Source organism: Enterococcus sp. AZ197 (assembly GCF_050556405.1).
GTDB classification, from domain to species: Bacteria; Bacillota; Bacilli; order Lactobacillales; family Enterococcaceae; genus Enterococcus; species Enterococcus faecalis.
In genome coordinates this window covers 1,823,650-1,835,742 of record NZ_CP187873.1, presented here as the reverse complement: position 1 = coordinate 1,835,742, position 12,093 = coordinate 1,823,650, and the positions used below count along the sequence as shown (strand labels likewise).

Here is a 12,093-nt window from a genome sequence, read left to right as displayed (position 1 = left end):
AGAAAGATGTTCAATTTTTATGAACATCTTTCTTTTTATTATTTTTCCGTACTTAATGAAAACGGTCGTTCTGCTGTGGTTTGTGGATTCGGGACGATCCCTAATTGATAATCTAAAGTCCCGCCATTTAATAGTTCTTGATGAGTAAAATAAGGCGCAGTATGTTTTTCTTGGTTTAACTGAATTTCATGAATAAATTGTTGTTGGACTTTGTTTGGTGATGTCTGAATGGTTAACTGTTTACCATTTGATAGTTTTACTTCCGCCGTCTGGACTAAAGGCATCCCGATTACATATTCACCAGTTCCTGGTGTGACGGGATAAAAGCCTAAGCTATTAAAAATATACCAAGCAGACATGCTGCCATTGTCTTCATCACCTGGATAGCCAGTTGGTGAAGCATCAAATGTTTGCATTAGTTGTTTTAAAAGTGGTTGAGCCATCTCTGGTTTGCCGATGTAGCTGAATAGAAACGGATAATGGAAACTGGGTTGATTTGAGATGGCTAATTGACCAAAATCAATTGCCGCCATTTCACTCATTTCATGAATTTCAAAACCATAGCCTTCAACGTTAAAGTTAGGCGCTTGATTGCATAGCTGAATTAATTTTTTTTCGAAAGCTAACTCGCTACCATATAGCTTAATCAAACCTGCAAAATCTTGATAAACCGCAAAACTTGATTGCCAAGCACTTCCTTCGGCGTAATCTTTGCCCCAACGAATATCTAAAAAGTTAGGACGGAAATTGCCTTCAGTGTCCTTGGCTTGCATAAAGCCAGTTTCAGGATTAAAAAGTTGTTGATAATTCAAGGCTTGTTGACGATAAAATGTTGCGGTCTCTGAATCATTCAGTGTTTTTGCAACTTGCGAAATACAGAAATCGCTGTACGCATAGTCTAAGGTATGATTGACAGATTCATGATAGGTTGAAGGAACATAGCCATATTTTAGATAATCCAGAGTTCCTTGACGTCCATAATTTTCTCGTTCGCTTTGTTGTGTGGCACCTTTTTTCATCGCTTCTAGGAACTGAGGCATCAAGTCAGGACGAATCTTTTTCACGGCGGCATCAGCAATGACAGCGTCAATCAAGGTGCCGGGCATTAAACCACGCTCATCTGGAGATAACCATTTTGGCAAGAAACCTGTTTCGTTGTAACTATTTAAAAAGCCTTCTAGCATCTCTTCGTATTTTTCTTGAGCAATTAGTGAGAACAATGGGTAGACCGTTTTATAAGTATCCCAAAAGCCATTATTGGTATATAGTACACCAGGACGAACCGTTTGCGAGAACGTATCATAATGAATCGGCTGCTGATTTTCGTCCAATTCATAAAAGGTTTGCGGAAATAGGAATGTTCGATACAGTGTATGATAAAACGTTTTAGTATGTTCAGGGTTTTCATGCGTTACTTTAAGGCGATCGAAATAATTATGCCAATCTGCGATTCCTTGTTGCAGCATCTCAGTAGAACGCAAAGAGATTTCTCGCGCTAAATTTAACTGCGCTTGTTTTTCAGAAATAAATGAACTACTAAAATGAACAACTTGTTGAGCAATATTTCCAAAAGAAAGAAGGATTTTGCCATCTTCACCTGAAGAAGGGGCAAACCATTTGGTTAAAGGCTGTTCAAAATGAAGAACAAAATAAAAACTAAAATCTGGATCTTCACAACCAGAATAGTTGATGACTTTTACAGCCACTTGATGGTCATCTAATTGTTTTACTTGATAACGTCCAGGCAGAGTTAGTAGTAAGTGATTATCTTTTTGTTGATAATCAATGGTTAAGATACCACCATACATGCTTGGGATTAATTGAGAAGTTATTTGATAGCGTAATTGAGTTAAATTAATTTCGACAGGAGAAAAAAGGCTTTCTTCTGGACGATAAGAACTTTGGGCATGGAATAAAGAAAGTTCCGACAATGAACCACTGACAGGGGTCATTAATAAATGACTAAAATCACCCATCCAAGGACTTGGTTGATGCGTTACTCGATAGCCTTGAAATGTTCGATCTTCTGGATGAAACCACCAGCTGCCTTTTTGGTCAGTTGTTTGCGGGGCGTAAAAATTCATCCCAAATGGCACGCCAGTATAGGGTAGACAATTTCCATTTGAAAAACTATGTTGGTTGGCAGTTCCGTGTCGCGTATCAATCGCTTGAATATTCATGAAAGTAGCTCCTTTGTTTTAAATGATATATCATATAGGCTGATTATAGCACAAAAAACAAGAAATGAAAGCGTATTTATTTGCTTTTTTATTTATTTTTAACGAATTGGTATATTCAATTTGAGGAGGGAATTGACAAGCATGTTACAATGGATAAGGAATCGATATTGGAGTGATTGTTATTTATTTTTTTAGTACAAAAAGTCAGCAATTTTTTGCGTATGTTTGGGCCATTTTCCCAGTCATCGCCTTTTTTTTGGTTAGTTTTTATACATTGGATTTTTTATTTTCCCCAAGCTATTTAATTATGGTGCCTGTATTTACTATTATGTTTAAAATTAACTATAAAAAAGATTATTCATTTGTAGCGCTGCTCAAAATGAGTATCAGGCAATTTGTGATCAGTTTTTTAGCATTTATAGCTAGTAGTTCCTTTAGCTGGTCTATTATTTTAAATAGTAGTGTGACATTTTTAATTGTTTATTTATTTTATTCATCTGCGACACCGATGCGGTATCATAGTTATTTGATGATGTTTACGTTTTGTCAGTTAATCCAGGTTAAAGGAAATACATTTTTGATGCAATCTCAAGTTGTGGCCTTTTTAATTGGTCTTTTTTTATTGGCTTTAACACTAAACGCTTGGTGGCAAACAGGATTAAGTCAGCTTACCAGCTTAAAGAGTAGAGGCCATAAAAGTATTCAATTAAATATGAAGCAACAAAAATTGACGGTTGTTAATTTCTGGCACGACTTACAACAGACTTTTTTGGGGATTACAAGTTTCAAACAATTTTTAGAAAGTCCTGACGAAAGGGTGCAACGATTTCGTTTAGCTATTCGTATGAGTTTCACCATTACGCTGAGTTTTATTTTAATGTGGAGTGTAGGAGGCATTAAAATAATTTGGATTCCGATGAATGTTTTTCTACTCTTGCATCCAGTGAAAGCAGAAATGAATACGCGTATTAAGACACGTTTTTGGGGGACTCTTTTAGGATGTTTCCTTAGTCTGTTTGTTGTCAATTGGCTTCAATTGCCACTGACACACCTCGTTGTTTCTAGTTTGATTGGCATTTTTGTTTATGCCCTAAAACCAGGAACCGTGTTACAAGTGACAATGGCAACGATTTTTGGGTTATGTTTGGCAACAATTAGTTTACGAGGGATGTATGCCGCAGAGTTGCGGGTCTCTTTTGTATTATTGGCAATTTTTGTTGTTTGCTTAATTGATTTAGGTTTATTTGTTTATCAGCGTATCTTGCGTTTTTAAAAAGTGTGGCACAGAGGGTGATTTACCCGTTGTGCCACACTTTTTAATTTTCTAAATTCGTTAATTTTTCCAAGTAATGATTTTCTATTTGCGGAAAATCTATTTTTTCTGGTGCTGCATCAGGGGTTTCAACTACTTGCTTCAAGCGGTTGAGAACAATTGACCAACCAGCGATATCTTTATGGCGAGGTGTTGTAAAATTTTCTGGGAGAGATTCTGAAAAGACTAACAGGGTCTGATGAGGTGCTTGTTCTTTTAAGTCAAAATAGATGATACCAGTATCCCAAGTCACGCCCAGATATTTTTCCTCTGCATAATCAGTGAAAGGCATTGTTTCTTCAAAATCGGGCAGAATAAACCGCCAAAACCCGTTAACACCTAATTCACCAATTTCTAATTCTGGAAACCATTGTTTTAGCTTGTCTGTCTCAGTCAGGTAGCGCCAAATCGTTTGAGGGCTGGCTGAAATTGCCCGTTCTGTACCAAAATAAATCGTCTGGTTTTCTAAGCGAAAGGTATCTTTCATTTTGTTTCTCTCCTTTATTTATTATTCATGAAGTTCTAAAGGTAGTCCATCTGGATCAAAAAAGAAGGTCATTTTTTCACCCGTAAAATCATCTACTCGTAGCGGTTCTGTTTCAATTCCTTGCTCATTTAAAAAAGCAATCACTTCTTCAATATGTTCAACTTTAAAAGCTAAATGACGTAATCCTAAAGCTTCAGGATAAGAGGGGCGAGCGGGAAATTGATCAGAAATAAAAATTTCCAATTCTTGGCTGCCTAATTTTAAATCTAATTTAATATCGTTTTTTTCGGGACGATGATTTTCGCGAAGAACTTCAAAGCCCAACTTTTCGACATAAAAATTTTTAGTTGCTTGATAATTTGAGGCATTGATTGCCACATGATGAATTTCTTTAAAAAACATTTTTCATACTCCTTTTCGTTTTTTCCCTCTGTAGTATAGCAATAAAGAAGCAGCTAAAAAAGCGTTCTGTTTGACTCTTTAAGAAAAGACAAGGGATTTGCAAAAAAATAAAATTATTTTTTTGAAAGAAAGCGCTTGCCAAAAAAAGAATAATCAAGTATGATGTATATACAACTTAATTGTATATACAAGTTTGAGAGGAGAATGTAAAATGGGTAAGTTTCAAAGCGATGCACAACAGTTGTTGAAAGCAGTAGGAGGCAAAGAAAATATTTCAGCTGTTTCTCATTGTGCAACTCGAATGCGTTTTGTATTAAAAGATCCAAAAAAAGCGGATGTACCTGTGATTGAAGATATTCCTTCTGTAAAAGGAACCTTTACCAATGCTGGACAGTTTCAAGTAATTATTGGGAATGAAGTCCCACAATTTTATAATGATTTTTCTGCAATTTCCGGTTTAGAAGGGGTTTCAAAAGAAGAAGGGAAAGCAGCTGCCAAAAGTAATTTGAGTCCTGTTCAACGAGTTGTTTCTGTTTTAGCTGAGATTTTTACACCATTAATTCCTGCACTTGTTATCGGGGGATTGATTTTAGGGTTCCGCAATATTTTGGAAGGGGTTCCATTTGGCTTTCTTGATGGTCAAACAATCGTGGAAGTTTCTCAATTTTGGAATGGAGTCAATTCATTCTTATGGTTAATCGGCGAAGCAATTTTCCACTTCTTGCCAGTTGGGATTACGTGGAGTATTACGAAGAAAATGGGAACCACACAAATCTTGGGGATTGTCCTAGGGATTACATTAGTCTCACCACAACTTCTGAATGCTTATTCAGTTGCGACGACTAAAGCAGCAGAAATTCCTTTCTGGGATTTTGGGTTTGCTCAAGTTAACATGATTGGTTATCAAGCGCAAGTTATCCCAGCCATGTTAGCCGGCTTCTTGCTTGCCTATCTTGAAATTTTCTTTAGAAAAGTGATTCCTCAAGCAATTTCAATGATTTTTGTCCCATTGTTTGCTTTAGTACCAACAGTATTGGCTGCACATGTCATTTTAGGACCAATCGGTTGGACGATTGGTAGTTGGGTTTCTGATATCGTAAATGCAGGATTAACGTCAACATTTAATTGGTTATTTGGCGCCGTCTTTGGCTTTATGTACGCACCATTAGTCATCACTGGGTTGCATCATATGAGTAATGCGATTGATTTACAGTTGATTGCTGACTTTCAGTCAACCAACTTATGGCCAATGATTGCTCTATCAAATATTGCACAAGGTTCAGCTGTTTTAGCGGTTATCTTTATGCATCGTGGAAACAAAAAAGAAGAACAAGTTTCGATTCCAGCGATGATTTCTTGTTACCTAGGTGTGACTGAACCAGCGATGTTTGGGATCAACTTAAAATATGTTTATCCATTTGTTGCGGGCATGATTGGTTCGGCAATGGCCGGAATGTTTGCCACTTTAATGGGCGTTCGTGCGACAAGTATCGGCGTCGGTGGCTTGCCAGGAATTTTATCTATTGTGCCACAATATTACTTGCCGTTTTTAGTCGCAATGGTGATTGCGATTATCGTACCAATGGGCTTAACTTATATTTTCAGAAAGAAAGGCATCTTTAATAAAGTCGATCCAGTTGATGAAGCAACAGGGATGTTATACAGCGAAGAAGGGTAATCGCTTTTTGAAGTTAAGAAGAATTCGTAGACATTTGTCTACGAATTCTTCTTCTTTTTATAGAAACTATTGGCTTTTTTCTCTCTTTCAGTTAGACTAAAAAGGTTGAGAAAAGGAGAGCGTAAAAATGGATATTTATTTAAAAAAAGCAATTTTACACATTATTGATCGAGAAACTGGGACGCCGGTTTTTTCTGAAAAGGAACTAGATTTAACCACTGAGTATATTCGAACGTATTTAACTGCAAAAATTTCAAAACTTTCGACTGCACAAACAAAGACTGGAACATTGGCGGAAAATAGTTCCTTTGTTGACACGTTACGTGGGATTCCTAGTGATTTTGTGAAGAAAAGCCAAGAAGTTACCCAACATTGGTATGATGTTTATTCAGGAAGCGAAGATGCGCCTAGTGCTGATATTTTGTTCATTTTATATGAATTAGATACGGTGTTACATGTCGCAATGATTAAATTAAACTATAAAGAAAGTTACACGCATTACGTCGACTATGAAGAAGAATCCGTTTATAACAAACTGATTATCAATCGAGCAATTTTGTCTTCAAAATCACAAAAACCAGATGAAGGGATTACGGTTGACTTAGATACATTAGCGTTTGAATTACTAGAGAAAAGATATGAATTTTCAGGAGAAAAAATCTGGTATTTCTCTGAAAAAGTGATTGAGACGCAAGCGGCACCTTCCATGGAAGAAAATATCAAAGAAATTAAAAAGGCAGTCAAACGCATTGGAAAGAAATTTAACGAAGATGAGTTTGAACTAATGGCTTCTGTAAAAGAAGCGGTATATGATAGTATTGAGGAAACGGGAACGATTGACAATGAGCAAATTGCTGAGCAAGTGTTTAAAGAAAATGTATCAGCTAAATTAGCTTACCAAGAAGAAGTGAATGAGTCGAAGTTTGTCGACAAAACACCGCCAGTCAGAGAATCTCGCGAAATTTCTGAAAAGAAATTTGGCAAACAGAAGTTAAAAATGGATAACGGTATTGAATTAATTGTTCCGTTAGATGTTTACCGCAATGGCGATTTAATTGAATTTGTTAATAATCCAGATGGCACAGTGTCCATTATGCTAAAAAATATCGAAAAAATTAGTAATCAATTATAAAGAAAAAACCGTTGGTCGCTTGCCAACGGTTTTTTCTTTATTTTAATTTTTCTAAAGCTTTTTCAGGGACTTCTTTTTCTGTCACTTCATTCCAGCTGATCACGCCTTTACGGGGATTAACTTTCAATTTTAGATAGGCTTTCATACGCAAAGGTTGATCACGGGATTCGTTTAATTCCACGGTTTTTTCTTCACCGTTTTTATTAAACGCAGGTTGTTGATAGTAATAAATGGTCATTGCTTCACCAGAATTTGTTTTTTCATCTTTCTTTTCACCAGATGTTGTGATTTGTGTATAATAGGCTTCTCCACCGTAATAGTAATTATAAACGCCCCAGCTACCACCGGCTAAAATGACTATGGGAATTAATATTTTTAGTAATGTTTTCATTTTCCTCACCTCAAGGAATAGTATGCCTTTTTTTTAGGAAATTTGCCATATTTTTTTCCGTTAATTGAGTGACAATTTTGTTAGTTTCGGCACTTTCTTGAAAAATTCATCATTTTTTTAAACAAAAGACAACGTTTGTCGCTCCCTTTTTTTCACTATCATGCTACAATAAAGAAAAAAAGATGGAGGTAGAGGACAATGATGCCCTTTTATTTTGGAATCGATCCAACCTATATATTGGTAATTATCGGAATTGCGATTTCTGGTGCGGCCTCCGCATATGTTAACAGTACCTTTCGTAAATATGATCAAGTACGAAGCAGTAAACATGTTACAGGCACGCAGGCAGCACAATATATTTTACAAAAAGAACAAATTAATGATGTTGGAGTTCAGCAAATTGCTGGTGATTTAACTGACAATTATAATTCTGGAAACAAAATGTTGAGCTTATCCGAAGCCACTGCTCAATCGACATCGGTCGCGGCTATTGGCGTGGCGGCTCATGAATGCGGACATGCGGTACAAGATCATACGAACTATGTGCCTTTACGTCTTCGTGCAGCTATTGTTCCAGTTGCCAACATCGGTTCAACCATTTCCTTTCCACTAATTTTGATTGGTGTTTTATTTAGTTGGAATCAAACATTAATCAACATTGGAATTTTGGCTTTTTCATTAGCCTTGATTTTTCAATTGGTGACTTTACCGGTGGAGTTTAATGCGTCTAGACGTGCATTAAGTATTCTTTCTGAAGGTGGGTTATTAACAGAAGAAGAAGTCCCAATGGCCAGAAAAGTTCTTTTTGCAGCTGCACTTACCTACGTAGCAGCGGCGCTTTCGACCTTTTTACAACTTTTACGTTTGGTTATTTTATTTGGTGGCAATAACCGACGAGACTAAGTGCTAGTAAAGGTCTTTCTATTACGCATAAAAGTAATAATATGTTATGATTAAAGTAGAAAATAACAGAGGAGCTGAAGGAAATGAAAGCATCAACAAAAATTGGTATCGGTTTAAGCATTGCTGCAGTTGCAAGTGTCTCTGTTGCAGTCATCGCTTCTGAAAAAATTATTAAGAAGGTATCTCATGTTTCCAATCGTTATAAAGTTAAAAAGTTTGTAGACGATAAATTTGATGGAAACCAAAAATTATTATCGATTGTCGATGATTTATCTGATGATGAATTAGATTCTGTTTTAAATGTTGTGGATCGTGTGAAAGATGGCGGTTCAAAATTAGCTGAATATGGCGAAAAAGTTAAAGACAATACAGATTCTTTAAAAGAACGCTTTTTCACATTTATTGAAGATGCAATGAAGTAAAAAAGATGGCCTAGGCCATCTTTTTTTTATAAAAATAATTCATTTGTTTCAACATAATAGCCTCTGCCACCAACTAGAACTTGATCAATTGTCTTTTGGGATGTAGTGTTCAAACGCACTAAGACTTCTGAAGGAGCGTTTAAGGTATAACCTTGGGCAAAGGTGTAATTGGTTTTTTGTAAAATTTGGTGATGGTACAGATAACAAGCTAACGCACCATTTGATGTACCAGTAGCGGCTTCTTCATCGATGTCATAAAGGGGTGCAAAATTCCTACAAATGATATTTTTTTCAGACAAAGCAAAAAGATGCATCCCAATAACTCCATACTTTTGACTAAGTAACTTAATTTTTTCAAAGTTTGGTTGTAAATCCTGTAATAATTGCGCATTTTTAATGGGAACCAAAATATCTTTTAGGCCCGTTGACACAATCTGGATAGGAAAAGCAGTTGCCACTGCGTTTAAATCAAAGCAGCCGCTCAATTCTTCTAAAGTGAGCGTATCATAAAAAGTTGGGACAGTTTGTTCCATAAATAGTTGTTCACCGTTCGCCGTGATTGCGAGCAAACCGCTGTTCGTTTCGATTGTATATTCTGTTTGCAATAATTTATTTAAGTGCTTCATAATGGTGAAAGCGCCAATTGTCGCGTGGCCACATAAGTCGACTTCTTCTTTTGGTGTAAAATATTCAAGGCGGAAATCAGCAATCTTTGAGTCTGAAATAAAAGCAGTTTCTGCAAATCCTAGTTCTTTGGCGATGGCCATTTTTTGGGTTCTCGTTAAGGGCTGTGTCATAAAAACAACGCCTGCTTTGTTGCCACCTTCGTGGTTTTTACTAAATGCACTAGCGACATATGCGGTAATTTTCATTGGAACGCCTACTTTCTAATTGGGAATAAAAAACATACGAGTAAAAAATGGACGTACTACTTTCTTAATAACAAATAACAAAAGATTAAATCATCCATTTTTTTTAAAGATAAGCCAGTTTGTTCAAAAAACTTTTCCAACCGATAGTGTAAAGTATTTCGATGCATAAATAAATCTTTTGCAGTGGAGCTGATATTGCCTTGATTTTTCCACAAAGCGCTGATGATTGGCTGAATATCGGTGTCTTTATTTAATAAACGACGATAATACTCAACAAGTACATTTTGGCTCATGGCTTCTTTGGTAAAATAGTGGAGGGCAACATCAGTTAAACTAAAAACAGTCGTCCGACTAGAGGAATTAAGTTCTTCTGAAAAAATACGTTGTTCTTCATGGAAACAACGCCGGAGAATGTCTTCAGAGGAATAAAAATTGCCAACAAATACAGCACTAGTGCAATCAAAGTCTGTATCTAATGTTAAAAAGATCCCTTGAATTTCTTCTTGTTGAAAGGTATTTTTTGACTGTTCTTCAACTAAAATATACATATTATTACTTGGACTGAAACAATCAACTGTATCTGGAAACATCTTTGTTAAATTAAATTGCCATTCAGCTTGTAATTCTTTTGTGACATTCGTTTGAATTTGCAACATACGAAAGGTCCCTTCGGCAGGTAATTTTGCCTGTTGAAATAAGTAACTGAACCAAGGATGGTTACCAGTAATTGTTGGGTTTTCAGAAATTGGGAAAAGCGCTTCCAATAAATGCTGTTCTTTAATACTTAAGAAAGCTTTATTCACAATGAAAAATTGGTCGTCAACAGGAATTGAATAGGTGGCTTCGGAACCAATTGTTTTTGATAAATAGCCTTTGGGATAAAGCTGAGATAAATTTTCAATAATCATAGACACACCTCACTGATTTATTGTACCATGAAGCAAGACAGAAGTTTAGTGGGAAAAAGCCGAAAGGTGGAAATTAATTGGGAAAAAAAGAAACAACGTTAACACAAGAAGAAAAAGAATTTTTTATGCGAGAAGCCATTGCAGAAGCGAAAAAAGCAGAAGGTTTGGCTGAGGTGCCTATTGGAGCTGTGATAGTTCGGCAAGGGGAAATTATTGGCCGCGGGCATAATCTGAGAGAAGCACGGCAAGAAGCAACGGCGCATGCAGAAATGTATGCAATCCAGGAAGCGTGTCGCGGGATAGAAAATTGGCGTCTAGAAGAAACCCAATTATTTGTAACTTTAGAGCCTTGTCCAATGTGTAGTGGGGCGATGCTTTTAGCACGAATTCCAGAAGTTTATTATGGCGCAACCGATCCTAAAGCAGGCACTGCTGGCACATTGATGAATTTATTAGAAGATGAACGCTTCAATCATGTGGCCTATGTCGAAGCAGGCGTTTTAGAAGAAGAGTGTCGCTTATTGCTAGTTCAGTTCTTTAAAAAGTTACGGGCAAAGAAAAAAGAAGAGAAACTTTTAAAAAATCAAAAGAAAGACTAGTCAAAAGAATAAAAATACGTTATACTAGGTTTTGCCGAAAGGCTAGGACAATGGCGGGCTAGTGAATTGTGTCAGATCCGGAAGGAAGCAGCACTAAGCAAGTGCCGCCATGTGTCTGATTGAATAAGGAACGCATCAAGGCTGAGAAGCCTTTTTTATTTTATCTAAAATTAAAAAGACAGGAAAGTTGGTCGCTTTCCTGTCTTTTTTTGTGGATTCAAGATAATACAGCAGCTGCTAAGGCTTGTTGAATAGCAACAATATCTTTATCTTTTCTAAATTGAAGACTTACTGAAGGTAACTCAGCACTTGAAATCCATATCTTTAGTTCTGCATCTAGGTCGAAATGTCCACTAGTTTCAACAGAAAAGCGTGAAATAGCTTTGTAGGGAATCGATTTATAATCAACTTTTTTACCTGTGATTCCTTGTTTATCGACTAAAATTAAGCGTTTATCTGTAAAGACAATTAAATCTCTTACTAAAGTGAAGGCCATATCTACTTTTTCGTTAGGGATTAAAACATCCCGTAATTCTTTTTCAGCTGTTTCATTGTTATTTTGTGTTGCATTCCCTAATAATCCATCAAATAATCCCATGTTAATTCTCCAATTCTACTTTTTTGAAAAAATTCTTTTATTTAAAAGTAAACTTATATCGTGTAAAAGAATCCGCTTTCAATTTAATTATAACGTTAAAGGTCCTTCGAATGCAATTGATTTTTTAGCATAAGAAAGTGAGGCCTAAATCGCTGCAACTTAGGCCTCACTTTCTAAATTTTAAAAGAACCTACTGAATAAAAGCAGTT

The 12,093-nt window shown here is 36.2% G+C and carries 13 protein-coding genes and 1 other RNA gene; 7 read left to right on the top strand and 7 right to left on the bottom strand.

The features are described 5' to 3' along the window. Positions 1-38: 38 nt before the first annotated feature. Entirely contained in the window at positions 39-2,180 is a 2,142-nt protein-coding gene (locus IGK82_RS08910; protein WP_010819516.1) for a GH92 family glycosyl hydrolase, read from the bottom strand. Between the two features lie 172 nt (positions 2,181-2,352). Between IGK82_RS08910 and IGK82_RS08905 the strand changes: the two genes are divergently transcribed. After that, the gene (locus tag IGK82_RS08905) at positions 2,353-3,453 is read left to right on the top strand and encodes an FUSC family protein (RefSeq protein WP_010820960.1); all 1,101 of its coding nucleotides are present in this window, start codon (positions 2,353-2,355) and stop codon (positions 3,451-3,453) included. Positions 3,454-3,496: 43 nt separating this feature from the next. Here IGK82_RS08905 and IGK82_RS08900 read toward each other — a convergent pair whose 3' ends face one another. Next, the gene (locus tag IGK82_RS08900; protein ID WP_002356863.1) at positions 3,497-3,979 is read right to left on the bottom strand and encodes an SRPBCC family protein; all 483 of its coding nucleotides are present in this window, start codon (positions 3,977-3,979) and stop codon (positions 3,497-3,499) included. A gap of 21 nt (positions 3,980-4,000) precedes the next feature. Beyond that, the gene (gene gloA2 / locus IGK82_RS08895; protein WP_002356864.1) at positions 4,001-4,381 is read right to left on the bottom strand and encodes an SMU1112c/YaeR family gloxylase I-like metalloprotein; all 381 of its coding nucleotides are present in this window, start codon (positions 4,379-4,381) and stop codon (positions 4,001-4,003) included. 211 nt (positions 4,382-4,592) lie between these two features. On the opposite strand from gloA2, the gene treP reads away from it, so the two are divergent. Beyond that, complete coding sequence (gene treP, locus IGK82_RS08890) at positions 4,593-6,059, top strand: PTS system trehalose-specific EIIBC component (protein ID WP_002388267.1); 1,467 nt, start codon at positions 4,593-4,595, stop codon at positions 6,057-6,059. Positions 6,060-6,186: 127 nt separating this feature from the next. Then, positions 6,187-7,191, top strand: coding sequence for a nucleoid-associated protein (locus IGK82_RS08885; RefSeq protein ID WP_002356866.1), 1,005 nt, complete (start codon positions 6,187-6,189; stop codon positions 7,189-7,191). A 37-nt stretch (positions 7,192-7,228) separates the two neighbouring features. Here the strand turns inward: IGK82_RS08885 and IGK82_RS08880 are convergent, their stop codons facing one another. Continuing rightward, on the bottom strand, positions 7,229-7,582 hold the full coding sequence (locus IGK82_RS08880) for a YxeA family protein (RefSeq protein ID WP_002387247.1): 354 nt from the start codon (positions 7,580-7,582) through the stop codon (positions 7,229-7,231). Positions 7,583-7,780: 198 nt separating this feature from the next. Between IGK82_RS08880 and IGK82_RS08875 the strand changes: the two genes are divergently transcribed. Both IGK82_RS08875 and IGK82_RS08870 read left to right on the top strand, forming a co-directional pair. Further along, entirely contained in the window at positions 7,781-8,485 is a 705-nt protein-coding gene (locus tag IGK82_RS08875) for a zinc metallopeptidase (RefSeq protein ID WP_002384290.1), read from the top strand. Positions 8,486-8,568: 83 nt separating this feature from the next. Continuing rightward, positions 8,569-8,907, top strand: a complete 339-nt coding sequence (locus IGK82_RS08870; protein WP_002356871.1) for a hypothetical protein — start codon at positions 8,569-8,571, stop codon at positions 8,905-8,907. A gap of 26 nt (positions 8,908-8,933) precedes the next feature. Here the strand turns inward: IGK82_RS08870 and IGK82_RS08865 are convergent, their stop codons facing one another. Beyond that, a complete protein-coding gene (locus tag IGK82_RS08865) occupies positions 8,934-9,779 on the bottom strand; it encodes a PhzF family phenazine biosynthesis protein (RefSeq protein ID WP_016622456.1) in 846 nt (281 codons plus the stop codon). Positions 9,780-9,835: 56 nt separating this feature from the next. Beyond that, positions 9,836-10,687 (bottom strand): PucR family transcriptional regulator, encoded by an 852-nt coding sequence (locus tag IGK82_RS08860; protein ID WP_002383772.1) that lies wholly within the window; start codon positions 10,685-10,687, stop codon positions 9,836-9,838. A 77-nt stretch (positions 10,688-10,764) separates the two neighbouring features. Between IGK82_RS08860 and tadA the strand changes: the two genes are divergently transcribed. After that, complete coding sequence (gene tadA, locus IGK82_RS08855) at positions 10,765-11,286, top strand: tRNA adenosine(34) deaminase TadA (protein ID WP_002362126.1); 522 nt, start codon at positions 10,765-10,767, stop codon at positions 11,284-11,286. 39 nt (positions 11,287-11,325) lie between these two features. After that, positions 11,326-11,412: signal recognition particle sRNA small type (ffs, locus tag IGK82_RS08850), an RNA gene on the top strand. 91 nt (positions 11,413-11,503) lie between these two features. Here the strand turns inward: ffs and IGK82_RS08845 are convergent. Beyond that, entirely contained in the window at positions 11,504-11,884 is a 381-nt protein-coding gene (locus IGK82_RS08845) for a PH domain-containing protein (protein ID WP_016622455.1), read from the bottom strand. Positions 11,885-12,093 lie beyond the last annotated feature (209 nt).